Here is a 24,664-nt window from a genome sequence, read left to right on the forward strand (position 1 = left end):
GGCAGCGGTGAGAATGGTCCGGTGCGGTCGCCCACATGCCCGGCTACCAGCCCGGCGAGATCGTCCCGACCACCGCATTATTGTTGTCCCCCAAGCATCCCCAGGACCACGCACGTGGCGCGGTTTCTGGAACGGATGATCAGCGCTTCCGGTACATTCGCAGCCCGGGAAGGCTTGCCGCACTCGCCGAACCCTACAGTTCGAGCCGATCACCGATGTCAACCTCTCCGCCTTCCCACAGGAGGGAGCTGCGGACCTGTTCAACGGGTCGACCAACGCCCGCGTCTCGCTGGTCCGAGACGGGCACATCGGAACCTTGACCGTCGATGTTCAGGCCTGGGACCGCCCCGTCCTGCCGTGCGTGGCAGGAGCGCTGGATCGACGCGACACCCGCCCGGACGGCACGGTGCTCGACTTACTGGACACCTGGTACGAGATCAACGGTGTCCGCACGCTCGAACGCACCGTCGTCGCGTACTTTCCCGACGGCACCCGGATCGTGGCCACGGCCAATGACGCCGACAACACCGACCCAAGGACGGGCAGCCGGCACAGCGGACAGATCCCGTTGACCCTCGACGAGTTGACCGCGATCGCGACAACCCCGTCCCTGGCGGTGACGGCACCCGTCATCCCGGCCGTGCCGCTGATGCGATCCTGTGGGGCCTACACCGATTGGAACGGCCCGGAGCTGACCCCGGGACAAGGTGACCCGGCTCGACCGGGCACTCGAAGCACGGTGGGCGAGCATGCCGGGGAATACTGACCTCACCCTGGATCGGCCGATCGGATCACTCCGGTTGACCGACTTCGGCAAGGACACCGTCTGTGAGGTGGTCACCGTGACATCGGCTGCCGGGGAAGGGCGCCTCGAGATCGTCGTCGTCAGTGGTCAACCCGCATCCTCACGACAGGACGAGTACCTGAACGAGATCGACCCGAATCGTGTCACGACGGTGTCAGCAGACGGTCCACCGTCACCCGCGGGTTCTACCCCGCTCACGGCAGCGCCTACTTCTCGCTAACTCTCCCCTCCACCCAACAGATCCTCATCAGCACCACCCCTATGAAGGGCTCCACCGTGCCGATCACGTTGGAACAGATCGAGTACCTCGCCACCGCACCCGAACTCGACCTGAACTGAAACCGTCGGAACGGGATTCGCACGCACGGTGGCAGCCAATGCGACAGGCTGACTACGACCGTCGGTTTTGTTCCCTGACGCGCCGGAAGACGGATGTCGGCGGGACAAGCCGGCTGGAGAATTGAGCCGGTGAACAGGGCATACGAATCCAACGCCCCGCAGTTCGCCGAGCTCAAGTTGAGTAGCTGGTGGGCGCTCAGCGAGTACGCTGACACTGCAGCAGGGTCGGGACAGGTCCCACATTGGAGGGCACACCATGCGGTGGGTTTCGCTTCCTCGTTCGTCCGTCGCCTGGACTGTGGGGTCCGTGGCCATCCTCGCTGCGCCGCTAGTCTCGTCCGCTGCGGCGACTGCGAACCCGCCGCCGGTCCCGGCGACGACGACGATGTTTCAGGCCCCGGTGACGTTCGTCTCCGCATGTAGCACAGTGGGATTCAGATGCTGGGTACCGTACCTGCTGGCAACCGTGACTCCGTCCGCAACCACGGGTGCACCTGGCGTGGTGACTCTTGCGGCAGAGCCCTCGACCACGATCGCGATCACCACGTTCGACTGTATCGATGTGTCGGTGAACTGGCGAAACCTGACCACCGGCGCCACCGGCACCACCGTGCTCCAAGCCGTGCGGCCCGGCGACTTCAGTGGCCCCATCGCGCCGGATGAGAGGTGCCGATATACCCCGGCGACAGTGGGCACCGGCAGCGGAACGGTCGTCGCGACCGCCGATGTCAACGCCCACGTCCTGCCGCCCGCGAGCGACCGATGGCCTCAAGTACCGGTCAACCCTGGGTTCGGATCCTTCCCGGTTCCCTAGAGCGAGTAGACAATTGCGTGGGTCGGTAGCAGCTCACTCCGGACGATCCCCACGTGGTGGCCGGCGCGTAGTACACGGGCGAGTTTTCCCCTGCTACGCACCGCATCCGTACCTGCCGGGCGCTGACGGTATCCACTGGATCCGTAGACGAGGATGAGCCCAAAAATCACTTCTACCTGAACTGACGACACAGCGGAGGCTGCTGTCGGTTAACCGCGTGAGAGTCCGGGCTGGGTCTGGATCTGCCCGAGGTTGCCCTTGGTCTTGCCGACTGTCCATTCACCGTCCGCACCACATACCAGGGCGCCATTGCGATCGCCGGGCTTGCCGTACGTCACCGTCTCGTTGCCTTGGGAGTCCGTGTTCACGATCGGACACGGACCACCGGTGGGACCGTTCGGACCGATCGGCTCGGCCTGAACGACGGACGCCGCCCCGACCGCACCCAGAACCGAAAAGGCAGTGAAGGCGATAGCGGCAACGGTTCGGCGGGCGTTGATCATTCAGTTCTCCTGAGGATGTCGGGGGAAGTGCATCGGTGACAGGTACAACTCTGCCCACTCCAGCGCCCGATCTGAAGCAACCCCAGGGGTCCGTTCGCCCACCCCAGGAAGGTCAAACACCCCACCCCAACACGAAGTTAGAAGTTGACCGGTCGATACCGAATCCGGATACACCAAGCCGCGCGTGCATACCCGCTACCGTTTCCGGGTATGGCGACCACCTTCCACGGGCCGAGCCCGTGGCCGCACATCACCCGCGCCATCCGCACCCGCGGTCCCCGGCACGCCACGATTGCCCACCTCGGCCAAGACGCACCCGCTGTGCTGCCGCTGCGGGCCGGGGACGTCCTCGTCGTCAACGCCTCCCGCGCCGCGGGGCACACCCCTGACCTCCCCGATCGCGCTCGCCTACCACGGAGAGGCCGGGGTTAGGCCCGGCGCCCATCATTAAGGTGATCAATTCGACGGGAGGCAAGCAGCAGGTTACCTGCGAAAACAATGTCGGGGTGGCGGACAGGGACTCCGGCGATCCGGTCGATCGTGACAGTGTGTGGGTTGTCGGTCAGCAGTGTCAAAGACGGCCGAAAAGCGATCCACGCGACGAACAAAAATCAACCACCCTGACTTTGGTCAGTCGTTGCTAGCTCGGGTGTTCTTGCCGAACAACTCGTGCCGTTGTCTTGTGCGGTAGGAGTCACCGGTGAGGGTGAGGACCTCGGCGTGGTGGACGTGCCGAAGCGCGCGGGTTCGCCGATTCTCGCCGTTTGAAACTGCGAAACCCGCGTGTGCTCAGGCGTTCTTCGGCCGGTATGGGGCGAATTCGGACTTGGGCCAGCGGTCAACCAGCGGAACCCGCGAGCATTCCGATCACCAGCACCGTGTGGACCGTCGGGCCGACCAACTCGGCCCCAAAGGCTTGGAACCCTACGGCGGCCGCGAGAAGCCCTAGCGACGTCCGGATCCAGGCCAGAAACGTCCGCTCGTTCGCGAGGGTGAAACGTGGATCCGGATCTGTACCCACGCGGAAGGCTCGGGGTCGCCATCTGCCCGCACGAACCTAACTCAAAAACCGACACGGCGTCAGCAGGCCGGTGAGCGCACGCCAAAGAGGCTGATCCGTGCACGCCCGGGCATCGTCCGGACCGGCACCATGATTGCGGCGTGAAGTCGAGTCAACAGTCTGTGTGTGTCTCGAGTTCCGGCAGCCGATCCGCACCCCAACTGCGGTGGATGTGCCCCACCACGCGATCGAGCTCGCTTCGGGTGACCCCAGCTACTTCGCCTGGCTCCAGTGGATCGAAGTGGAATATGTACAGCCGGGAGGCAAACTGCTCGAACGGTAGCGAAGATTCGCCGAATCTTTCGCCGTGACCTGCGGTGCTCACGACGACGCCGTCACCCCAGTCCTGTCCGCTGTCGTTGTTGGGGTTGTAGAAGTAGACGCGCATCACCTCTTGCGGGTCCAAATTGACCCGCAGCACGGTGATCGCATGCCAGCCGATGAATCGGGCGGCGCTGTCGGTGACAGCGATACCGGCCGGTTGGGGGTGAATGAGCGGTTGGTTGCCGTTGTAGAAGGGGTGATAGCTGGCATAAAAATGACGAAGGAACTCGTCGAGTTCGGTCAGTTTGCCGGTTGGCACGTCCACGTTGATACGGAACCCGCGGCCCGACCACCAGCCGTGGAACTCCGGGTTGACCCAGCGGTGCGGGTCGCCTTCGCGGTCGGCGCACCGCCTCCCCATCTCCGCGTAGATGCGGTCGAGGTGCGGCACGACGAGCAGCGATACCGGGTCGAGGTCGACTGGCAGCACGGTCGCAACACCGGACGCACTGTCGCGAGACGATATCGGTTGCCCTTCGAAATGCATGACGATCTCGTCGTCTCGTGCCGCCCACACCAGGGTTTGGAGCAGGTAGTCCGGATCGTTGTACGCCCACATAGACAGCGCCCTCGCCGACTGGCACGTCGGGTTGTCGCCTTGTCCCACTCCCAGCGGCAAGCCCAGGATCGACAGCATTCCGGACAACAGCCAAGCCCGAGCGTCCAGCGTCGGCCCGAAGGTCTGGGTCAGGCGTTGCCGCGAGGACGCCGACAGTGGTTGCGCCAGTTGGCGCCACATGGCGGGGGCGACGGCCGGTTGATAGAGAATGCCCCGTTCCAGCATCAATGCGAGACCGTAGATGCATTGGGCGGTCTCGATATGGACCGCATTGTCGATGAGGCTGCGCACCAGGTCGTGGTAGCAGAGCAGGCAGTCGCGGCCGGTGCTGGACAGCCCCAGGGCTTCCCCGATCAGGTACTCCCCTTTTTCGAGCAGGTACCGCAGCAGTACGGCGTGGTACGGCGAGACCAGTCCGGTGTCGTGCATTGCGCGCGCGAATCCGGCCGCTTCGTACTGGAGGCCGCTGCTGTCCATTGCTTCCAGGCGACTGCGGTAGACGTCGACGCCCGGGTCTTCCCGGCAGGCGTCCGTTGTGCCGAAAAGACTGCTGATCAGACGATCGGCGCCGACCCCGCTGGCACCCGGTTCGATGTCCGGACTGTTCCTGTATACGGCGATCTGTGTGATCATCTGCTTGACCTGATCGACCTGTATTGGCCGCTGCCGCAGGATCCTCCAGATCTCCTCCACGAGGTGTTCGAGGATGTTGTCGTAGCCGACACCCTGTCCCAGATGACGGAACAGTGCCCGGGTCGCCTGCGCCAGGCGTCCCTGTTGTTCACGCTCCGCTTCGCTGGGGGGCGTCAACAACAGCGACATGTTGACGGCCAGGACTTGCGAAAGATGTTGCCTGGCTTGCTCGGCGGAGATCAACGGGTGCGCATACTCGCCCTTGGCGACGGCCAGCAGGCGCAATTCGTTGACGGCCTCCAGTACCACCGTGTCCGCATTGGCGCTGCTCAATGCTCCAGTGCTCAGCGCCGGGATGAGAATCTGTGGTTCGGCCCAGTCGGTGCCGACGAACAGGCCCGCTTCGTCCAGGTCCGCCGCGCGGGCCTGCACCGCTGCGGCGCCCCCCGGCTGCAACAGAACCAGACGCAGGGCGTCCAGCACCGGGCGTAGCTTGACGTGTTTACCGAAATCGCGGGTCACTGCCAACGATCGGGTGGCATCGTCGAGCCCGGCCAGACGTTTCTCCAACGTCGTGCTGTCGGTATTCGTATCGCTGCTGGTCGATTTCAACCGGGGATCCTCACGTATGAACGGACCTGCTCGACTCAAACGTAGAAGTCGAGTTCTTCCTGTTTCTTCAGTAGATCACGCATCTCGTAGGGATCGTCACCGAAGAAGTGGAGGAGTCCCCAGTGCGTGCCGAATGCAGTTCGCTTGGTGACCGTCTCTTCCAATGGCGCTGTGAGCTCGTGGGATTCGAAATAGATGTGGTCCTCGGTCTCCTCTGGCATACACAGTTGGCTGACGACGCGTCGTCGTGGATAGACACCGAAACAGCCGGCATGCCCCTTGGCGTCCACCACTTCCTTCGGGAAGAAGTCCTCGATTTCTTCTTCCGTCGTCTTGGGATCGAATGCCAGCACCAGGCCCTGATATGCGTTGAACCCGTAGGCACGTTCCAGCAACTCGAACACCTTGAAGCCCGGCGGACGGTACGCGACCTCTCCGAAGTACATCTCTCCGTCGCTGGTGACGAAGTACTCGGGATGAACGAACCCGAATTCGATGTCGAAGGTCTTGATCAGTTTCTCGATCTGACGAGTGATCTCCGGACGGTACTTCTCCAACTCCGGTGTGGCCGGGACGAACACGGAGTATCCGAGGGTCACGTACTCCGAGATGTTGAGGAAGCGGATCTTTCCGTTGTGAATCCATGCCTCGACTGCGAACTCCCACCCGTCCAGATGAGACTCCATCAAGACCGGGAACTCCTCGTCCGGGATGGTGTCGACCTCATCCGGGGTGCGGATCACCCGGTGCCCGAGACTGCCGGCCTTGTCGAAGGCTTTGAGATGGATCGGATCGTTCGGGTCGCCGTCCAACTTGAGCAATGTCTGGTTGACTCGCTTGAGGAATCGGATGACGTCGTCGCGTTCGTGGGCTTCCTCGAAGATTCCCACGCGGATGCCGCCGAGTTGGGCGCGACGTTTCATCAAGGCCTTGTCGCGCAGCAGCAGAGACTGGCCGAAGAGTCGTGGATTGTCGAGAAGAACGGAGTTGATCGCGCCCGCCCACTCGACGGTCTCCTCGAACAGTGGGATCGCGACGTCGACACCTTTCTCCTTCAGCGTCTCGGCGATCTCCATGGAACGATCGTTCAATCGCTCGAAATTCCACGGCACATACGGAATTCCGTGTTCCTTGCAATAATCTTCGGCCCAATCGGGCGCGACGACGAGATATCGCCTGTCGAAACGGTCAACAGCTTCGATAGCATTCAAACTCCAACCCAGAAGGGCGACATACCCTTTCTCTGGGTTTCTGGTTTTCGATTCGGGCTTCGATACCGACAACTCTCTGCTCCTCTCGAAAGGCATTCGGAACGCATGAGCGGGCAGACGAAATTCGGGCGTGGCCGCAGCGTCGTTGACAGCGCGGTAACGCTCGATTGCGTCGATCTTCACCGCATCCATGCAGTGAAGGCTACCTGCAGGCGGTTTTCGGCCCGTTCCCACACCGGTTCAGTGCCGTCTCACACCGGCCTGACCAGCCGAGACGTTGTTTGGGTTGTTTCAGATCGATGCACGGGGTGTGCTCGATGAGAGGGGTATCGATGCGGCGGTGTCGGTGTGTGTGGTCACTGCATGGCAGCAGGCGGTGACTACGTTGTGGTGTAAGGCACCACCTGGTTGCCGCCGATGCGTCCGTTTTCCAACGGCTGAGGACGTTTCCGCTCTCGTCGAAGACGAACACCAGGGTCCGACCACGGAAGGTTTCGACCGCGCGGTCGCCGAGCGACACGGTTCCTACTGCATTCGAGGGCAGTGTTTCGATGTTCGCATCCGTGTACTGCGGTGCGGTGCTGCAGGAGGCAGCGGCCATCATCACCGCCACCAACGCCGCAACATGGGCCACAGAATTTTCTCTGCGTGTTTCGACGACCCATGCCGCGACCTGTGCGCGTGAAGTGAATCCCAACTTCGTAAGTAGGTGTTCGACATGGCCTCTGAGCGGTGCGAGGGGAAATTACCAAGCGAGCAGCGATCTCCTTATTCGTCAGGCCCTCGGCAATCAGATCAGCAACCTCCAGCTCACGCTTTGTCAGGTGTGCGGCGGGACCGCAAGGGATCGCCTCCGGAGGATGAAGTTGCTCACCCAAGGCATAGGCGACCGCGGCGTCGAAACCTAACGCCGCGCCGTCACGATGCGCAGATGCATAAGCCTCCGTACTCGAGGCACGCTGCGTCGCGCCTTCACAGGCTTTCTGGTACTCGCTCAAATTGGGCAGTACGACAATCGGGCTTCCCACAGACCGGCTGAGCTCCTCCGATGCCCGATCCATGCCAGCGCCTGCAGACACTGGCTTGCATTGAACCGGTCGTTCACTTTGAGGTCGATTTGCAGCGCCTGTCCGAGCAGCTGGACGCCTCGTTCACGATCGCCGCGTCGCCACACGGCGACCGCCACTCCGGGACGATGGGGGCCGACTGGAAGTATCCCTTCGGGGCGAATTCGAGCATTGTCTCCAGCTCCATCGAAGGATGAGGCATCGCACCCGTGACACGGGCGATGTCCGACCAGCGCAGCCACCGCGTATGCCCGCCGTCGTCGACCGACTGCACCGGGTACAGCACGCGGCCATAGGCTTCGAACCGGGCGGGCACGAGTGAGACCACCGTGGTTTTCCGCATCACCTCGACTCCGTCGCGAACCCAGTACCCAGCTGACATGTCGTTCCAAATCCTGCCATTCGCTTGCCATACAGCCAGTCTCCGCAGGCGGCCGAATCACCACGCGTGTTTGCAGGAACCCGCACCGGGACGAAGTGACGTCCCAGAGCATGCTGGCGGCAGTCCGCCTTCGTTCCGTAAGCGGATCCGTTAGCGGTGAAGCGCTGTGCGCGGTTTGCGGCTGTGGGCAGGCGGCGCCGCGGCCCGCATGCCATCCTCGAGGAATTGCACGAACGTGGTGGTCGGTGACGGTGGAGCTGCTCGGCGGGCGCGGCGAGGAACTGTAGCCATGGCCCGGCCGCGTCTTCGCGGTCGGACCGTCGCATACCTTCCTGGATCTCGCGAATGCGATCAACGACGCCGTCGCCCGGTGGGACCGCTCGCACCTGTCGATGTTCACCCTTGCCGATGGACGAATGGTCACCGACACGGAGACTGGGGCCGAGATGGTGGAGTCACTCGGCGGGCCCATCACCGAGGCGGTGAACATCGAGTCGGCCAAAGTCGCCCGGCTCCTGAAGCCCGGGGCGGAGTTCCAGTTCACCTTCGACCTGGGTGATGACTGGACCCACCGCTGTCTGATCGGCGGCGACAAGGTCGACCCCCTGGAAGTGCTGGGGATCACGCCAGGGAAGCCTCTGCCGTACTGGGGGTGGGGCGCCATCCCGGATCAGTACGGGCGCCGGTGGTCCGACGACGACGGGCAGGTGCTCGCACTCGATGTGTCCGAGCTGCGCGCAGCTATGCGACAGCAGATGCCGCCAGGTTCCTCACCGCGATGCGGGGGACATGACGTCGACGACGCGCTGCAACAGGTAGGGGCCGGAATACCGATGGCACTGAAGCAGCGACGGGAGCAGGCCGAGCCGGTGGCGGTGTCGGTCATCAACCGGCTGACCTGGCGCGCCGGCGCGGGTGACGGGGTGCTGGCCGAGGACCTGCTCGCGTGTCTGCGCGGCGAGCCGCTGGCCGGGCGGGTGGTGCCAGTCGACCTCGAGATGCTCGGTGCCGAATGGGAGGGGGATCTGGGCATGTCCACCGGTAGCTACCTCGACCTGCGCACCGGACAGGTGTACGACGCCAGCAGCACCGATCCGATGATGGTCGGCGAGGACGCCGCCGTCGACGTGGAGACCGAGCCCGACCGTTGGCTCCGGTTCGACCGCACCGGCTCCCGGGATGGCTGGCGGGACATGGCGGCCTTCGCCGAGCGGCAACAAGATTCGGCGCTGCGGGAGCGGCTGGAGCGGGCGATCGAGGGCAAGGGCGCGTTCGGCCGATTCCGCGACCTCGTCCACCAGGAGAGCCTCACCGACCCGTGGTACACCTTCGCCACCGACCGTCAACTGGGTCGTGCCCGCGAGTTCCTCGCCGACAACGGCATCCGCGTGGGCTGACGGGCACCACACAGGAACTGTTTGACCACCGGCTCCTCACTGGTGAGCAGCACCTCCCGTGGACCGAACATCACCAGATGACGACGGAACAGCATGCCGATGTTGTCCGGCACCGTCCGCGCGAGGTTGATGTTGTGCGAGACGATCAGGATCGTCGCGACGATCTCGGCGGCGGTCCGCAAGATCGGGCGAGAACTCGTAGGATCTCGGGCAGGGGCGAGTTCGCTCCAGATTCTCGTGCGCTGGCGCGCAGGTATACAACGCGGACGACGTCCTGGTGATCCCGGCTGGACTGGCTCGGCTGGTCGATGCTGCATCGATACCTGTCCTCACTCCAGGGCGGAGACGAAAGTCAGCGTCGCGCGGTGATGGTGTCGGCGGCGTCGTGCAGCGCCCGGGAGACGGCATGCATGCTCGGGGTGTACTGCCGACGCGCGAGCGAAGCGATGTAAATCGATCGTGTCGGAACCCGGTCGGTGGGAAGAAATCGCACAGCGTGGACGTCCGGGCGATGGTGTGCGACGGCCAGACGCGGAACCATGGCGATGCCCACCCCCGCGGCGACCATCGCTTCGATCTCTTGGTAGTCATGGGCCTCGTAGACGACGTTCGGGGTGAACCCTGCCGTCTCGCAGCTACGGTAGAGCACTTCGGCGGCCGGGTGGTCTGCGTTGCGGATGATCCACTTCGCCGATCGCAGCGATGCCACCGCGACATTGTCGATGTATGGCCCCTCGAGCGGGACGAGCAGGACCGTTTCGTCCTCCATCAGCGGTATGAGGGCCAGGGATTTCTCGGTCTCCTCGGTCCAGTCGTAACTCCAGAGCAACGCCATTTCGACCTCGCTCGAATGGAGCATTTCCAACAGTCGCGGGCGAACCGCGGATTGGACCCGCACGTCGATGCCTGGCCAGTGGGCGTGATAGTCCTTCAGCGCGTCCGAGAGCAGTGAGGCGCTGACGGTCGGGAAGGAACCGAGTCGGACGGTGCCGCGCTCGAGCCCCAGCAGAGCTTCCAAGTCACCACGGGCAGCGCGCATTTCCTGGCGGAACAGCCGCGCACGCGTGACGAGAATTTCACCGGCCTCCGTCAACCGGACGCCGCGAGGCAGGCGGGTCAGTACCGGCTGCCGGATCTCCTGTTCCAACTTGGCGATGCGTTGCGACGCGGCGGATGGCGTGACGTTGGCGCGTTCGGCGCCGCCGGTGAGGGATCCGGCCTCGGCGATGTCGAGGAGCAGGAACAGCGTCACCACATCGAACGAGTTGCGCATCGATACCTCCCACAAGCCTTTAATTCTGCTAAACCCCGCCGTAGAAATACGACATTGTCATAAACATAACCCGCTCATAGTGTGATCTGGGTAATGATCAAGCGAAGGATGTGACATGCAGACGATCGCAACTCCCTCACCACCCGGGATCACAGCACCGAATCGCCCTGTCGATCCCGTCGGTCGCCCAGTGCGCTCACTTCGGCGCCCCTCGGCCGGCATCGATGAGGTACTGCAACCCGGTGCGGGGTGGGCGGCCGACGCCGTCGACAGTCACCTCGGGCGGCGGCGATATGCACCGTGGAGTGCGCCGGCGGGAGTGACAGCTCCCGATCCGTATCGCGTGGCTCCGAACCGTATTCATGTCTGTCCGTCGCGACCGGCCGCCGTCCAGGCGCCGTTCGACCGGCCCCGCAGCGAACCGAAAGTACGCCCATGACTTCCATCGAGATACTGCCACTGATCGCGTTGGTGGCAATGTTCGTGATAGCCACCTTCTTCCCCATCAACATCGGCATCCTGGGGTTTATCGGCGCGTTCGTCGTGGGGTACTTCCTCCTCGGCTACGACGACAAGGAAATCCTCGCCGAGTTCCCCAGTTCGATCGTGCTGACGATCATCGGCGTCACCTACTTCTTCGGTATGGCGAAGAAGAACGGGACTATCGATCTGCTCGTCAACGCCTGTATACGTGGCGTTCGCGGACGGGTGACGGTCATCCCGTGGGTGTTCTTCTTCTGCGCCTCGGTGCTCACCGCCCTGGGCACGTTCAGCCCGGCCGCCGTCGCTCTGATCTCACCGGCCGCGATGTCGTTCGCCGCCCGGACCCGGATGAGCCCGCTGGTGATGGGCATCATGACGATCAACGGGGCGCACGCTGGAGCGTTCTCGCCGATCTCGGTCTCCGGCGTCCTCGTCCGTGACATCGTCGAGTCGAGCGGCCTGACGATCGCCCCCTGGACCCTGTTCTTCGCTAGCTACGGCATCAACCTGCTGCTCTCGGTCCTGACCGTGGTCGGCTACGGCATCCTCGCCCGGGTACGAAACGACCTCGAATTCACCGCTACCGGCTCGAGCGCCGGCATCGAGCCCGACGGCGGCGGGAGCGCGGCCGGCACCCCGATCGCGGGACCCGGGGGAACCCCGGCCGGTGGCTCGTCCGGCACGGGTGGTACCCAGGTACTCATCCGGACACCGCGCACCGAGGCCGTCACCGATCACGACGTGCTGCCGGTCACCGGGGTCCAGAAGCTCACCCTCGTTTTGATTGGCGCGGTGTTGGTGCTGGTCCTGGTCCTGCACATGCCGATCAGCTTCGTTGCCATCGCGGCCGGTGCAATCCTCGCCTTCACCGATCTGTCCAAGCAGAGTGAGGCCATCGCCGGTATCAGCTGGTCCACGGTCCTGCTCGTCGCCGGCATGGTCACCTACATCTCGCTGATGGAGGAGATCGGCACGATCGATCACCTCGCCGAGATGGCGATCACGATCGGCGCACCGCTGCTGGTCGCCGTCGTCCTCTGCTACGTCATCGGCGTCACCTCGGCGTTCGCATCGTCGACAGCGCTTCTCACCGCGGTCATCCCGCTCGCGCTTCCACTGCTGCAAACCGGAGCACTGCCGGTCGTCGGACTCGTGGCCGCCCTCGCCATCTCCGCCACCGTGGTCGACGTCTCCCCGTTCTCGACCAACGGCGCACTCGTCCTCGCCAATGCCCAGAACATCGAGCGTCCCCGGTTCTACCGCCAGCTGCTGCTCAACGCGGGGATCGTGGTCGCGATCGCGCCGGCTCTGTGCTGGCTGGTGCTGGTGGTCGTCCCGACGCTGGTCTGACGCGTCGACAGCCCGCGAGGGTTTAGCTGAAGTTAACCCTCATCGACTTATTCGCTATTGTTCTCCACCCTGATGTCAGTCAGGGTGGGTAGTGGGACACCGCTGGGAAGCACGCTCCCCATCCGATCAGAGCCTCCAGCGGTGCCTCACAGACTCTTCAAACCCGAAAGGTGGGCCGGACCGTGTTCACACTTCATGGAACCTGGATGCGGGGAGGAACCAGCAAATGCTGGCTGTTCAACGCCTTCGACGTCGATCCACTCATTGCCCAGGCCGGCGGCCTGGATGCCATCTTGACCTCCGCGTTCGGCTCCGGTGATCCGCGTCAGCTCGACGGTGTCGGCGGCGGCAGCTCGACCACCTCGAAGGCGGCGATCGTGCGCCGCTCCAGCGAACCCGGAATCGACGTCGACTACCTGTTCGCGCAGGTCGCGATCGGTGACCGCCGGGTCGAATGGGGCAGCAACTGCGGCAACTGCGCCACCGCGATCGGGTTGTACGCGCTGCAGTCCGGGTTCGTTCCGGTCGATCCCCGGGCGACGACCGTGCGGATGCGGAACCAGAACACCGGCGCGATCCTGCACGCCGAGATCGCCACCCCGGGCGGGATGATCCCCACCGAGGGTGACGCGGCCGTACCCGGTACCAGCGCATTGGGGGTTCCGGTTGGTCTCACTTTTACCGGTCTCGCCGCCGGTGCGACCACGCTCCTGCCCACCGGCGCCGCCGCCGACCAGATCTCGATTGCCGACCACACGTACCGAGCCACGATGGTCGTCGCCGGAGCCCCGGCGGCGTTGTTCGACGCCGCCAACCTCGGGCTGACCGGCGCGGAGGACAACCAGACCATCGCCGAACACCTGCCGTTGCTGCTCCGGCTACGACAGGAATCATCGTTGCGGATGGGACTGAGCAAGCCGGGAGATCCCATCTCCCATGCGATTCCGAAAGTTGGTGTCGTGGGCCCGCCGGCTAACTACCGCACCAGCGCCGGCGTCGACATCAGCGCCGACGACTACGACGTCTCGGTCCGGATGCTGTCGATGCTCGCCCCGCACCCGGCGATCGGGCTCACGTCCGCGGTCGCCGTCGCTGCGGCGTCCACCGTGGCCGGTGTCGTCACCGCCAACACGCAGGTCCGGTGGCCGGGATCGCTGCGGGTGGGAACACCTGCCGGAGTCCTCGATGTCGACCTCGCCACCTCGGCCGACGGAATCCTCGAATCGGTCACCCTGCACCGGGCGGCCCGCCGCATCGCGTCGGCGGAACTATTCGTCACCGCCCCGGCACCGGCTCCGGCACTGGTCGGGTCCGCGCGGTGAGGACCCCGCACCGCACCGGCCCCGTGATAGGTGAGGACACCTGATGCCCGAGAAGATCGCGATCGCGCCCCGGCCGGTCGACACGCGGATCGCCCGATCCTGGCTCCTGGTCAACGGCACCCGAACGGACCTGTTCGACCAGGCCGACTGCTCCTGCGCGGACCAGATCGTCCTCGACATCGAGGACGCGGTCGATCCCCAACTCAAATCCGCCGCGCGGGAGGAGGTCGCCGCCTGGCTCGAGCACACCTCGGCCTGGGTGCGGATCAACGACCGGTCCTCGGCGTACTGGAGCGATGACGTCGATCGCCTCGCCGGCCTTCCGGGACTGGCCGGGGTGATGCTCGCAAAAACCGAAGCCGCCGAACATGTCACCGAAACCTTCGACCGGCTCGGCGGATCCACCCCGGTGCTCGCGTTGGTCGAATCCGCCCTCGGCATCGACCGGGCCGGTGATATTGCCTGCGCCCGCGGCGTGTTCCGGCTAGCCTTCGGCAGCGGCGACTATCGCCGCGACACCGGCACCAGCGCGGACGACCTCGCCATGGCCTACCCTCGCTCCCGGCTGGTGGTCGCCAGCCGAATCGGCGATCTGCCGGGACCGATCGACGGGCCCACCGTCAGCAACAGCCACACCGTGCTGCGCGAACAGTCCGCGGTATCCGTGTCCCTCGGCTTGACCGGAAAGCTGTGCCTGGACACCGATCAACTGCCGGTGATCAACGAGGCCATCAGCCCCACGCCCTCGGACGTGACCTGGGCGCGGGAATTCCTCGACGATTTCGACGCCCGCGGCCGGGTTGTCCGCGACGGCAGCGACCTGCCCCGGCTCGGCCGGGCCGAGAAGATCATCCACCTCGCCGACGCGTTCGGCATCTCCCGAATCTGACCGACGATCGGCTCGGGCACTATCCGGCCTCGAATCCCTCCTGCAGTTGGTGGGCGGCGGCAGCGCACACCGCGATCCCTTCCTGCGCCGCCGGACTCAGGCGCCGCTCGGTCAGATGCGCGACCAGGATCCGCCTTTGCGGCGGGCGGGTGGCGAGGGGAATCGACCGGACATCGGGCCGGAGATTGAGCACGGCCAGCCGCGGTGCGATGGCCACACCGAGTTCGACGGCTACCATCGCCTGCACCTCACCGTAATCGTGCGCGAACACACTGGTGCGTGGTGTGAAACCGCCTTGCTGACAGAGTTTTTCGAGTGTCTGTGCGACCGGATGATCGTCGGCGCGGACCACCCACGACTCGTCGCGCAATTCGGCGATCCTGATCGAGTCGCGGTCGGCCAGGCGGTGCCGCTCCGACACCAGCAGCACCGTCGGATCGTTCATCACGTGGTGGTAGGTCAACGTCGGGTCGTCGACCCGGTTCCATTCGTAGTCCCACAACAACGACAGCTCGGTCTCCCGGCGGCGAAGCGCATCGACCAGATACGCGAACCGGCCACTGAGCACCTTCAACTCGACGCCCGGGTGCCGAGTCTTGAATTCCTTGACCACGAGCGGCAGCAGCGACGAACCGGCCGTGGGGAAGGTGCCGATCGCCAGCACACCTGCGCGCAGCCCTTTGATCTCCGCAAGCTCGGCATCGGCGGCCTCGAGTTCGATCAGGATGCGTTCGGTGTGCCGGACCACCGACCACCCGGCCTCGGTCAGCACGATGCCGCGCGCGTGCCGCTCGAGGAGTGGTTGGCCGGCTTCCTTCTCCAGCTTGGCGATTTGTTGGGAGACAGCCGAAGTGGTGTACCCGAGCGCCGCCGCTGCCGCGGTGATCGAGCCATGCTCGGCGACCTCGCGCAGCGTGAACATCCTGGTCGTGTCCAGCACCCACCCACCTCCAGACTTTAGAAGAAGTTAACGTCTGTCGACATACCCGTGATTGTAGTTGAACCGTGCGGGTGTCAGTCTGAAGTGGCGGCAGCGGCGGCTCCGCACGCCCGGCCGCACCGCGACACCTGCTGGTACCCACCCGTCGGGCGACACTCGTCCGCAGCGAAGCGCCGCACCCCGTATCAATTCACCCCACACGCGAGGACAGCCCATGACTGCACACCCGAGTGACATCCACTCGCCTGACGACCAGGCCGACGAGACCACGGGCGTCGGCTCTACTCCGGCGCGCGGTCCCTTGCACGGCATTCGTGTCCTCGACATCAGTACCGTCTATGCGGCACCGATCACTGCGATGATGCTCGGTGACTACGGCGCCGACGTCATCAAGATCGAGCACCCCACCGGCGATCCCGCCCGCACACACGGAGCACGCAAGAATGGCCACGGACTGTGGTGGAAGGTCATCTCCCGGAACAAGACATGTATCACCCTCAACCTCGGCACGGCCGAGGGCCAGCAGATGCTCCGCGATCTCGTCGTCGATGCCGACGTGCTGGTGGAGAACTTCCGCCCCGGCGTACTCGAGAAGTGGGGCCTCGGCCCGGACCGGCTCCGTGACCTCAACCCAGAACTGGTCATGCTGCGGGTCACCGGCTTCGGTCAGTCCGGACCCTACGCCGAACGCCGAGCATTCGGCACCCTCGCCGAGGCAATGAGCGGATTTGCCCACCAAACCGGAAGCGAGGACGGTCCGCCAACGCTGCCGCCGTTCGGTCTCGCCGACGGTGTCGCCGGACTTGCCGGCGCCTTCGGCGTGGTGACCGCGCTGCTGCACCGCAACAGTCCGGCCGGCGACGGCAAAGGTCAGGTCATCGACCTATCTCTGCTGGAGCCGCTGTTGGGGATCCTCGGCCCCGGCCCCACCGCGCACGACCAGCTCGGCACCATCGCCGGCCGCAACGGCAACCGCTCCCCGAACAATGCCCCGCGCAACACCTACCTCACCAAGGACGGGCGGTGGGTCGCCATCTCCGCGAGCGCCACCTCCGTGGCCGCGCGGGTCATGCGCCTGGTCGGCCGACCCGACATCGTCGAACAACCCTGGTTCGAGTCCGCCGGCGAACGCAGCCGCAACGGTGACCTGCTCGACGAGGCGGTCGCCAAATGGATCGCAGACAGACCGCTGCACGAGGTCACAGCCGAATTCGAACGCGTCGGCGCCGCACTGGCACCGATCTACGACGTCGCGCAACTGATGAACGATCCGCACGTCCTCGACCGCGACTGCATCACCACCATCGACGACGAGGACCTCGGCCCGATCAAGATGCAGAACCTCATGCTCCGCATGCTCGGAACACCCGGTGCGATCAACTTCGCCGGCCGCCGACTCGGCCAGGACAACGAGCAGTTCTACCAGAACACTCTCGGCATCGACCCGGACCGACTGACCGCACTCACCGAGAAGGGCGTCCTGTGATGGACCGCAGCTACCTGTTCGCGCCCGGCCACAACCTGAAACTGCTCAGCAAGGTATTCGACGCCGGCGCGGACGCCGTCATCCTCGACCTCGAAGACGCGGTACCTCCTACCGAGAAGGAGACCGCGAGAGCGAACGTCGCATCCGTCATCACCACCCGAACCGCATGGGTGCGGATCAACGCGCCGGGGACCGAATTGGCGGACGCTGATCTAGAGGCCGTCGCCACGTCCGCGCACGGCATCCGCATCCCCAAGGTCGAAACACTCGACGACATCCGCTGGGTCACGGACCGGGCGCCCGGAAAGCCACTGATCTGCGCCATCGAGACCGCGAAAGGTGTTGCCAACGCCTTTGCGATCGCCGGCCACCCGGCGGTCACGCATCTCGCGCTCGGCGGTATCGATCTTAGAAGAGACCTCGGCACGGGCGACGGCGACATTCCCATGCAGTACGCGCGCTCCCACCTCGTCGTCGCGGCCCGCGCGGCCGGCATCGCCCCACCGATCGACAGCGTCTACCCGCACATCCATGACACCGACGGACTCGTCCGCCAGGCCGCCCACAGCCGTGACCTCGGCCTTTTCGGCAAGTCCGCCATCCACCCCGCTCAGCTTCCAGCCATCCACACCACGTTCAGTCCGCGACAGGACGAAATTGACTGGGCACGAAAGGTTGTCGACGCATTCGAGCACGCCGGCGGCGCTGCGGTGCGATTGTCCGGAGGCGAATTCGTCGACCTCCCCGTCGCGGAACGGGCACGGAAAATACTGGCTTCCGCCCACGCCTGACGAACCGGGCGGTACCCCCGCCTGTGTGCCGCCGGACTTCACGGCAGGACACACTGTTTGCTGAGATGAGCCCGGCGGCCGAGTACCACCTGCGGCGTCGCAATCTCACCAGCCCTCCCGCCGATGTCCGCGGCCGTCCTGAACGGCAAAGACGACTGCAACACCCGAAACTCCCGCAATCCGCCTCTGTCTATCTCGAGGCGGCGATCCTGATCGCATCGAACCATGGAGTCGAAGGTGCCGTGCACGGAGGCTGTGCCGATTAGTTGCAGCTCGACCTACGGTCGTCATGGGAATTGTCCCGGGATCTCTGAACAGCGTCGAGACCTCCGGGTATCTGCGACGCAAGCGGGCTCGGTGGGGTCGCCGAACATTTCGAGTTGCCGATCAAGACCGTTCGTCCCTACGACGTGGTCAGCCAAGTTCGGGTCGAACGCAGGCAGCCACCAGCTCGTCGGCCGCAGCTCAGTCGGAGGAATGGCCGACCAGCCCCAATCCGCATCTGCTCATCTCGACGCACGGTGCGCACGCGGAGAACATCCCGCCCCTCGCGGTGCTCATGATTGCGCTCGTCTTTCGTGGACTGCAACTGTAAGCGCACGGCATTCGTAGTGACCGCTCTTGTACGAGGCATCCATCACCGAAGATCCCGTACTCCTCACACGTGTCTCGGCTCATCAGCCCCGCCGCGATGCATCGTGCACACCGACTCCCTGTACCGAACCTCGATCCCGGGGCATCGGCGACGCCGAACACCGCGACATGGACAGCTTCGTGGATTTGGCTTGGGTGGCACTGTTCCTACAGATTGTGCAGCGCCCGCAGGCCGTCGGTGAATTACGGGCAACCCACCTTCATCGCCGGAGTGTTGCCGGGGGCGTCTCGCCGAACTTCTCTCGGTACTGCACGGAGAAGCGTCCGAGATGCACGAATCCACACCTGCTCGCCGCATCGGAAACCGTCGTCGTCGACGGATCGGCGTCGAGTAGCCAGGCGCGTACAGTTTTCATGCGAACCTCGCGCAGATATCCCATCGGGGTCGTGCCGTAGTACTTCTTGAAACCGTCTTGAAGCGCCCGAACGCTGATGCCCGTAGCCGATGCGACATCCTCGACAGTGAGCAGTTCGTCCGCGTGGTGTTCGAGTATTTCGACCGCGCGGCGAATCGTTCGAGGCGCCGCCGGCACTGGCCGCTGCAACGCCTCTGTGTAGTTATTGGGCTGGGCCACAATGAGTTGACTGAGCAGAAGCCGCTCGAACTCTTTCATAACGATCGGCTCGTTCGGCAGTGAGCCACCGTTTTCCATTTCGCCCCGCAAGAGCTCGAGCACGTCGCGCCAAGAGCGAATGCCGGTTCGCTCCAGTTCCATTCGAAGGTCGAACCGGAGTGGCTCGCGGAGCGGGGCCCCGAGCGCCTCTTGTACTTGCCGCTCCAGACCCTGGCGATCGATCCGAACAATCAGCTGCCGGTTCCCCTTGCGCCATTCCATGGTCGTCGACCCTCCCGGTTGGAGGATCGATGCGACAGCCGGTGTTGACTCGAATGTTTTTGCACCCCAATTTATTTCCGCCACTTCAGAGAGGGGAATCTGAACGAGATAGAAGTCGTCGAGATCGCTCGGGCGAATGCGCATACCGGTGCCGTATTCCAGGTAGTGCAGGCCGATAGTTCCGGCGGTGGCCGAGTGAAACCTGCAGGACGCCGCACCGTCGCCACCTGTGGGTTCGAGCGTATGCGGTAAGAAGGCGGAACCGACCACCGATCGCACCTGGTCCAGATCGACGCACCTCGACGCCCAATTCGTCGAGTAGTCCTCGAAAGGCCTCCAGCAGTCGTGCAGAGCCTCCCTCGACCACAGGCAGACCGAAACCGTGGACCGTTGCCGCCAGCACCGAAATCATGAAGCCGCCGGAGGCATTATCCGGCGACAGACCTCACGTCAAGTTGTCCACGGACGGCCTGTTCGTATGGTTCGAAGTCATCACCACCGGCGGCACTACGCTGTTCTGGTCGGTTTGCCAACAGCGACCATGTCGCGTACGAAAGTCGACTGGAGCTGGACCGTCTGTGGATGGCGGACTCTGCGCCGAAAGCGAGGCGGATCGCCGCGCAACCGTTGTGGCTGAGCGGACCCGATGGAGCGCCCCGCGAACGTTGACAATGCCTGCGCCGTCGGCGGAAAGTTGAGCAGGGAACTTGTGACCCGATCTGTCAAGTCGGTAAGTAGGTGAGAAGCGTGAGCGCAACCGATCCCCCACCGCTGGTCGTCGTGCCGCCGGGGGCCGGGCAGACCGGTGACCTGGGCCCGATCGGGGTCGAATTCAAGCTGTGGGGCCGTGACACCGGTGGGGTGTTGTCGGTCGTCGAGCACCCGTTCCCGGTCGGTGCGCTGGTGCCGCCGCATCTGCATACGCGGGAGGACGAATTCTCGATAGTTACTCAGGGTGTGATCGGATTCCGCTCCGGCGACCGGGAGGCCGTTCTCGAACCCGGCGGATACATCACAAAACCCCGGGGTGAGATGCACGCCATGTGGAACGCCGGCACCGTCCCGGCGCGCATGATCGAGATCATCAGTCCGGCAGGCTTCGAACATTGCTTCCTGGAAATGTCCGAACTGGTCGCCGCCGGCGAACCGGATGTCACCCAGATCGCCGCACTTTGCGAGCGCTACGGTCTGCAATTCGGCGAACCCGACTGGTTGCCCGACGTGATCGCCCGGTATGCCCTGACACCGCCGTGAGCCCCGCTCGAGCCTCGACGCATGCAGTGTCGTTCACTGGTCGGGGCTGCTCAGCTCGGCCAGTCGATGAGCCGAAGACAGCTTCGGAGTAGGACGGCCACGGCCACCGGAAGGCGCCCGGCTTCGGCGATTAGTGGATCCGTTTGTGGACGAGGCGTTCTCGTCGTTCGCAAGGAAGGGTCAACGCGCGCCTGCGGTGGTTCTGGTTTGTCTCACGCTTCGGCCACCGCATTTCTGTCTGAGATTCCTGACATCTCTTCTGTCGTCCGTCACCGGCGTGACAGAGGCCGGAGAGGTAGAGGAACATGGAAGAAATGAAAGTGGTGCGGCTCCACGCCTATGGCGGACCGGAGAATCTGGTCTACGAGGATGCCCCCGTCCGGAGCCTGCCGGGGACGAACTCGTGGTGCGGGTGCAAGCTGCAGGGGTCAACGTGTTGGACTGGTTGCTGGGAGAAGGCGGGTTCGAACAGTTTCCCGATGTTCTGCTGCCGTGGATTCCGGGGTGGGACATCTCGGGAGTAGTGGAAGTGGTCGGTAACGGCGTCAGCGGGTTCCAGCAGGGCGACAGCGTCTACGGAATGGTTCGGCTGCCCGAACCCGGCAACGCCTACGCCGAGTACACGGCGGTCCCCGCCAGTCAGGTCGTCACCAAGCCGCCCATCCTGGACCACATACACGCGGCGGCGGTGCCGATGACCGGATTGACGGCGTGGCGTGCCCTCGTCGACGAGGCCGGTCTACAACGAGGGCAGCGCGTGTTGATCCATGCCGCCTCGGGCGGTGTCGGCCATCTGGCCGTGCAATTTGCGAAGGCCTTGGGAGCGCACGTGGTCGCAACCGCGTCCGGCTCCAACCGGGAGTACGTGAACTCGCTCGGCGCCGACGAGTTCGTCGACTACCGCGAGCAGCGGTTCGAGACGTCGGTGGCTCCGGTTCATGCCGTGATCGACACGGTCGGCGGCAAAGTCCAACAGCGGTCCCTCGACGTGCTGACGCGAGCCGGGGTTCTCGTCGCCCTGCCGGCAGAGGTCCCGGACGTGGTCAAGGCCGAAGCCGACCGACGCGGTATACGAACGCGACACTTCAGCGTCGAACCGAATTCTGACACGCTGACCAAGATCTCCCGGCTCGTCGACGACGGCAGAGTGCGGCCCACGGTCAGCTCGGTGTATCCCCTCGCCGAGGCGCAAGCTGCCCACGAAGAGGGCCGGGCAGGACACGTCCGAGGGAAGCTGGTCCTCGACGCGACCACGGTTGCTTCCTGACCAGCGTGCTTCGAAAAGGGCGCCGGCTGCTGCCCGCAATGCGCTGTGCGCCTGTCTCGCCCGGTGAAGGTTCGGCTTGCGGACAATCCGGGATGAGCAACAGACAATTGATGCGGGCCTGTCGATACCTCACCCGGGTCCATCGTCATCGCGAACGCGGACCGCGGCGCGGACCTGTCACAGGCCATCGGGGCGCTGTCGGCCAGACCGTCACGTCAGCGCAGATACTCCGGGGCCGTCGAGATCGCCCAGCGCCAACTTGCGCCCCGATATTGCCATGAGCAGTGATAGTGCCGGGCCACAGACTTCTGGGCCATCGCCGATCGACACGTCTGCGTCGGTGGCCCGCAACTGGACCGAGTCAATGAGTTGCTTCGCACCCCCCAGGGATACCGGGGTGCGCGCCTGATACCGCAACGATCTGACGACCGCCTCCGACGGATATATACGGTTGATGCCCAGCGGCCGCCGGATGTCTTCGCCATGGACGACCTCTTCGACCAGTCTGCTGTCGAGCGGTGCTGGCGGCGTCGACGTACGTGTTGCTACCTGCTGAAGCCGGGCGAGCGTTTGGCGGGGTGTGGCGCCGCGTTCGCGTTCGACGCCTTGGGCGTTTTGGCGATCGAAGTTGAAGCGCGCCCGGGCCATATTGCGCACGATGCCGAGGCGGGTTGTCTTCGCGTTGTTGATCAAGTGTGCGGCGACGTCGTGCACGGTCCAGTCACCACACAGTGAGGGGTGGTCCCACTGGTCGTCGGTGAGGTCGGTGAGGTCATCGATCAGCGCCGCACGCTCCGCATGCACGATCGGCCAGACATCATTCATGAAGCCAGTGTGACAAATTCTGCCCGCCACCGACTGGATTGGACCCGACGCCTGACGGCCGGATCGTCCCCGCTGGTGGTTTGTATCCAGGGCGCGACCAAAACTGGGATGACCCGCTCCATCCTCTACCGATCGACGATGCGGTAGAACGCCTCGGCGCGTGCGCGAGCGCGTCGATGGCGTTTCGCCGATTCACCGAAAGCAGCCTCGTCGTAGCCGACTCCCTGAGGTAGGCCGCCCCTGCTTGGTCACACGGGACGTTCACGCCGGAGGCTGTCGTGATCAGCGGGATGACCCAACCCTGTAACCTGTAAAAGCTCGTAATGTGGTTATTACACGGAATTAGCCGCCACCCACGAGACGAAGGAGTCCGCTGTGAAACACGCGCCAGAGCTCTCGGTCCGACCGCTTGCGGCAGATACCTGGGAGGACTTCGAGACCGTCATGGGCGCGCGCGGCGGTGCCGGCGGCTGCTGGTGCATGCACTGGCGGTTGAGCATCGCCGAGTGGATGGAGAACAAGGGCGACGGCAACAAGGCCGCCATGCGCGCCCTTGCCGAGCGCGATACGCCACCGGGAGTCGTGGGATATCTCGATGCCGAGCCGGTGGCCTGGTGCGCCTTCGGGTATCGCTCGGACTTCCCCCGCATGCAGCGCTCGGCGCTCCTGAAACCTGTCGACGACAAACCCGTGGTCTCGCTTGCGTGCCTGCTCATCAAGAAGGATCACCGGGGTGACGGTCTGTTGGCGGCGTGGATCGCCGCGGTGTGCGACTACCTGGCCGAGACCCCGCAGACACGAACGGTCGAGGCGTATCCGGTCGAACCGCCTGCTGGGCGCACGGCGGGACGGGACACGGCGATGACCGGCATCGCCAGCGCCTTCACCGCAGCCGGGTTCACCGAGGTTGCCAGGCCTAAGCACGACCGCCCTGTCCTGCGCTACGAGCTGCAGTGACCACCGCCACGGCCTGGGTCGAGGACCACTTCATCGCCGGTGACGCCGCGCTCGACTTCGCCAACACCGTCTACCGCCGCACGCCCGAACTCGGCGCCGAGCTGTTCACCAACGCCGAAGCACTCGTCACCTGGCTCGACCGGGCCCACCTGCTACCTGCGACGGAGCCTCCGGAACGCGCCTTCGCCGACACCGCGGCCGCCCTGAAGGAGGCTCGCGCATTGCGTGCGCTGTTCTGGACAGTCTTCGACGCGCAGAAGGACGGCCACAACATCCCCGCGGACGCCTTCGCACGGCTACTCGGCACCGCCCGTCGCGGCAGCGACACCATCAACCTTGCGTCCGACGGCTCCATGACTCCACTGGCCGCTGAGGGCGTGTTCACGATCCTGGCGCTGCGCGCCATCACCCTCGTGCTCGCCCCACCACCGCAAGGAGTACGCGCCTGCGACAGCTGCGGCTGGTTCTTCATCGACTCCTCCCGCAGCCGCCGTCGCCGCTGGTGCAGCATGAAGACCTGCGGCAACCAAGCGAAAGCCGCCCGCTACCGCTCGACCCACCCGTGATGAGTATGTCCAGCATCTGGTTCTCAGCGTCGCACGGCCCGAGGCCCAGCCGCGTCGCCGATGCT

The 24,664-nt window shown here is 64.7% G+C and carries 21 protein-coding genes and 4 pseudogenes; 14 read left to right on the top strand and 11 right to left on the bottom strand.

What is annotated here, in order from left to right:
* Window positions 1–35: 35 nt before the first annotated feature.
* From PSR88_RS03885 to PSR88_RS03895, 3 genes and pseudogenes are all read left to right on the top strand, one after another.
* Window positions 36–168, top strand: a pseudogene (locus PSR88_RS03885) (transcription antitermination regulator); the annotation flags it as partial.
* A gap of 148 nt (window positions 169–316) precedes the next feature.
* Window positions 317–766 (top strand): hypothetical protein, encoded by a 450-nt coding sequence (locus PSR88_RS03890; RefSeq protein WP_237723876.1) that lies wholly within the window; start codon window positions 317–319, stop codon window positions 764–766.
* Window positions 767–1,646: 880 nt separating this feature from the next.
* A complete protein-coding gene (locus PSR88_RS03895) occupies window positions 1,647–1,958 on the top strand; it encodes a hypothetical protein (protein ID WP_237723869.1) in 312 nt (103 codons plus the stop codon).
* A gap of 209 nt (window positions 1,959–2,167) precedes the next feature.
* On the opposite strand, the gene PSR88_RS03900 is transcribed toward PSR88_RS03895, so the two are convergent.
* Entirely contained in the window at window positions 2,168–2,461 is a 294-nt protein-coding gene (locus tag PSR88_RS03900) for a hypothetical protein (protein WP_016880700.1), read from the bottom strand.
* 210 nt (window positions 2,462–2,671) lie between these two features.
* Here PSR88_RS03900 and PSR88_RS03905 point away from each other — a divergent pair.
* Window positions 2,672–2,894, top strand: a pseudogene (locus PSR88_RS03905) (phosphatidylserine/phosphatidylglycerophosphate/cardiolipin synthase family protein); the annotation flags it as partial.
* 405 nt (window positions 2,895–3,299) lie between these two features.
* Here PSR88_RS03905 and PSR88_RS03910 read toward each other — a convergent pair.
* The 5 genes and pseudogenes from PSR88_RS03910 to PSR88_RS03930 form a co-directional block, all read right to left on the bottom strand.
* A complete protein-coding gene (locus PSR88_RS03910) occupies window positions 3,300–3,482 on the bottom strand; it encodes a YidH family protein (RefSeq protein ID WP_009473397.1) in 183 nt (60 codons plus the stop codon).
* A 151-nt stretch (window positions 3,483–3,633) separates the two neighbouring features.
* Window positions 3,634–5,649 carry a hypothetical protein gene (locus PSR88_RS03915; RefSeq protein WP_016880701.1) on the bottom strand — a complete coding sequence of 672 codons (2,016 nt, stop codon included), beginning with the start codon at window positions 5,647–5,649 and terminating at the stop codon, window positions 3,634–3,636.
* 35 nt (window positions 5,650–5,684) lie between these two features.
* Complete coding sequence (locus PSR88_RS03920) at window positions 5,685–6,956, bottom strand: acetyl-CoA carboxylase biotin carboxylase subunit family protein (RefSeq protein ID WP_051004113.1); 1,272 nt, start codon at window positions 6,954–6,956, stop codon at window positions 5,685–5,687.
* A 544-nt stretch (window positions 6,957–7,500) separates the two neighbouring features.
* Window positions 7,501–8,046, bottom strand: a pseudogene (locus PSR88_RS03925) (response regulator transcription factor); the annotation flags it as partial.
* Window positions 7,962–8,255: a hypothetical protein gene (locus tag PSR88_RS03930; protein ID WP_237723870.1), complete on the bottom strand. Its 294-nt coding sequence runs from the start codon at window positions 8,253–8,255 to the stop codon at window positions 7,962–7,964. The gene PSR88_RS03930 and the pseudogene PSR88_RS03925, both read right to left, overlap by 85 nt.
* A gap of 470 nt (window positions 8,256–8,725) precedes the next feature.
* Between PSR88_RS03930 and PSR88_RS03935 the strand changes: the two genes are divergently transcribed.
* Window positions 8,726–9,706 (top strand): UPF0158 family protein, encoded by a 981-nt coding sequence (locus tag PSR88_RS03935; RefSeq protein WP_016880704.1) that lies wholly within the window; start codon window positions 8,726–8,728, stop codon window positions 9,704–9,706.
* 5 nt (window positions 9,707–9,711) lie between these two features.
* Here PSR88_RS03935 and PSR88_RS03940 read toward each other — a convergent pair.
* Window positions 9,712–9,879: pseudogene (locus PSR88_RS03940) on the bottom strand (ABC transporter ATP-binding protein); the annotation flags it as partial.
* 179 nt (window positions 9,880–10,058) lie between these two features.
* Window positions 10,059–10,979 carry a LysR family transcriptional regulator gene (locus tag PSR88_RS03945; protein WP_011594017.1) on the bottom strand — a complete coding sequence of 307 codons (921 nt, stop codon included), beginning with the start codon at window positions 10,977–10,979 and terminating at the stop codon, window positions 10,059–10,061.
* 435 nt (window positions 10,980–11,414) lie between these two features.
* On the opposite strand from PSR88_RS03945, the gene PSR88_RS03950 reads away from it, so the two are divergent.
* The 3 genes from PSR88_RS03950 to PSR88_RS03960 all read left to right on the top strand — a co-directional run bounded on the left by PSR88_RS03950 (window position 11,415) and on the right by PSR88_RS03960 (window position 15,023).
* On the top strand, window positions 11,415–12,812 hold the full coding sequence (locus tag PSR88_RS03950) for an SLC13 family permease (protein WP_009473408.1): 1,398 nt from the start codon (window positions 11,415–11,417) through the stop codon (window positions 12,810–12,812).
* 206 nt (window positions 12,813–13,018) lie between these two features.
* A complete protein-coding gene (locus tag PSR88_RS03955) occupies window positions 13,019–14,134 on the top strand; it encodes a PrpF domain-containing protein (RefSeq protein WP_029538108.1) in 1,116 nt (371 codons plus the stop codon).
* Between the two features lie 43 nt (window positions 14,135–14,177).
* Window positions 14,178–15,023 carry an HpcH/HpaI aldolase/citrate lyase family protein gene (locus tag PSR88_RS03960; RefSeq protein WP_009473410.1) on the top strand — a complete coding sequence of 282 codons (846 nt, stop codon included), beginning with the start codon at window positions 14,178–14,180 and terminating at the stop codon, window positions 15,021–15,023.
* Window positions 15,024–15,042: 19 nt separating this feature from the next.
* Here the strand turns inward: PSR88_RS03960 and PSR88_RS03965 are convergent, their stop codons facing one another.
* Window positions 15,043–15,963 carry a LysR family transcriptional regulator gene (locus tag PSR88_RS03965; RefSeq protein WP_011594019.1) on the bottom strand — a complete coding sequence of 307 codons (921 nt, stop codon included), beginning with the start codon at window positions 15,961–15,963 and terminating at the stop codon, window positions 15,043–15,045.
* Window positions 15,964–16,177: 214 nt separating this feature from the next.
* Between PSR88_RS03965 and PSR88_RS03970 the strand changes: the two genes are divergently transcribed.
* Both PSR88_RS03970 and PSR88_RS03975 read left to right on the top strand, forming a co-directional pair.
* Entirely contained in the window at window positions 16,178–17,449 is a 1,272-nt protein-coding gene (locus PSR88_RS03970) for a CaiB/BaiF CoA transferase family protein (protein ID WP_016880707.1), read from the top strand.
* Window positions 17,449–18,240 carry an HpcH/HpaI aldolase/citrate lyase family protein gene (locus tag PSR88_RS03975; RefSeq protein ID WP_029538111.1) on the top strand — a complete coding sequence of 264 codons (792 nt, stop codon included), beginning with the start codon at window positions 17,449–17,451 and terminating at the stop codon, window positions 18,238–18,240. The genes PSR88_RS03970 and PSR88_RS03975 overlap by 1 nt, the downstream gene beginning before the upstream one ends.
* Before the next feature lie 854 nt (window positions 18,241–19,094).
* On the opposite strand, the gene PSR88_RS03980 is transcribed toward PSR88_RS03975, so the two are convergent.
* Window positions 19,095–20,000: an AraC family transcriptional regulator gene (locus PSR88_RS03980; protein ID WP_016880710.1), complete on the bottom strand. Its 906-nt coding sequence runs from the start codon at window positions 19,998–20,000 to the stop codon at window positions 19,095–19,097.
* A gap of 477 nt (window positions 20,001–20,477) precedes the next feature.
* Here PSR88_RS03980 and PSR88_RS03985 point away from each other — a divergent pair, with 477 nt between their 5' ends.
* Window positions 20,478–20,984, top strand: a complete 507-nt coding sequence (locus PSR88_RS03985; protein ID WP_016880711.1) for a cupin domain-containing protein — start codon at window positions 20,478–20,480, stop codon at window positions 20,982–20,984.
* A 403-nt stretch (window positions 20,985–21,387) separates the two neighbouring features.
* Window positions 21,388–22,251 carry an NADP-dependent oxidoreductase gene (locus tag PSR88_RS03990; RefSeq protein ID WP_237723871.1) on the top strand — a complete coding sequence of 288 codons (864 nt, stop codon included), beginning with the start codon at window positions 21,388–21,390 and terminating at the stop codon, window positions 22,249–22,251.
* Between the two features lie 210 nt (window positions 22,252–22,461).
* Here the strand turns inward: PSR88_RS03990 and PSR88_RS03995 are convergent, their stop codons facing one another.
* Window positions 22,462–23,076, bottom strand: coding sequence for a maleylpyruvate isomerase family mycothiol-dependent enzyme (locus tag PSR88_RS03995; protein ID WP_016880712.1), 615 nt, complete (start codon window positions 23,074–23,076; stop codon window positions 22,462–22,464).
* A 375-nt stretch (window positions 23,077–23,451) separates the two neighbouring features.
* Between PSR88_RS03995 and PSR88_RS04000 the strand changes: the two genes are divergently transcribed.
* The gene (locus PSR88_RS04000; protein ID WP_016880713.1) at window positions 23,452–24,033 is read left to right on the top strand and encodes a hypothetical protein; all 582 of its coding nucleotides are present in this window, start codon (window positions 23,452–23,454) and stop codon (window positions 24,031–24,033) included.
* Entirely contained in the window at window positions 24,030–24,599 is a 570-nt protein-coding gene (locus PSR88_RS04005) for a CGNR zinc finger domain-containing protein (RefSeq protein ID WP_016880714.1), read from the top strand. Before PSR88_RS04000 ends, PSR88_RS04005 begins: the two co-directional genes overlap by 4 nt.
* Window positions 24,600–24,664: the final 65 nt, after the last annotated feature.

The sequence above is a fragment of the Rhodococcus sp. DK176 genome (assembly GCF_038447315.2).
Taxonomy (GTDB): domain Bacteria; phylum Actinomycetota; class Actinomycetes; order Mycobacteriales; family Mycobacteriaceae; genus Rhodococcus_F; species Rhodococcus_F jostii_A.

What these genes read in the sequence shown, in the direction of transcription:
- PSR88_RS03900 (WP_016880700.1), bottom strand. Translation starts at nt 2,461, where the DNA reads ATGATCAACGCCCGCCGAACCGTTGCCGCTATCGCCTTCACTGCCTTT.
- PSR88_RS03920 (WP_051004113.1), bottom strand. Translation starts at nt 6,956, where the DNA reads ATGCCTTTCGAGAGGAGCAGAGAGTTGTCGGTATCGAAGCCCGAATCG.
- PSR88_RS03935 (WP_016880704.1), top strand. Translation starts at nt 8,726, where the DNA reads ATGGTCACCGACACGGAGACTGGGGCCGAGATGGTGGAGTCACTCGGC.
- PSR88_RS03945 (WP_011594017.1), bottom strand. Translation starts at nt 10,979, where the DNA reads ATGCGCAACTCGTTCGATGTGGTGACGCTGTTCCTGCTCCTCGACATC.
- PSR88_RS03950 (WP_009473408.1), top strand. Translation starts at nt 11,415, where the DNA reads ATGACTTCCATCGAGATACTGCCACTGATCGCGTTGGTGGCAATGTTC.
- PSR88_RS03955 (WP_029538108.1), top strand. Translation starts at nt 13,019, where the DNA reads ATGCGGGGAGGAACCAGCAAATGCTGGCTGTTCAACGCCTTCGACGTC.
- PSR88_RS03960 (WP_009473410.1), top strand. Translation starts at nt 14,178, where the DNA reads ATGCCCGAGAAGATCGCGATCGCGCCCCGGCCGGTCGACACGCGGATC.
- PSR88_RS03970 (WP_016880707.1), top strand. Translation starts at nt 16,178, where the DNA reads ATGACTGCACACCCGAGTGACATCCACTCGCCTGACGACCAGGCCGAC.
- PSR88_RS03975 (WP_029538111.1), top strand. Translation starts at nt 17,449, where the DNA reads ATGGACCGCAGCTACCTGTTCGCGCCCGGCCACAACCTGAAACTGCTC.
- PSR88_RS03995 (WP_016880712.1), bottom strand. Translation starts at nt 23,076, where the DNA reads ATGAATGATGTCTGGCCGATCGTGCATGCGGAGCGTGCGGCGCTGATC.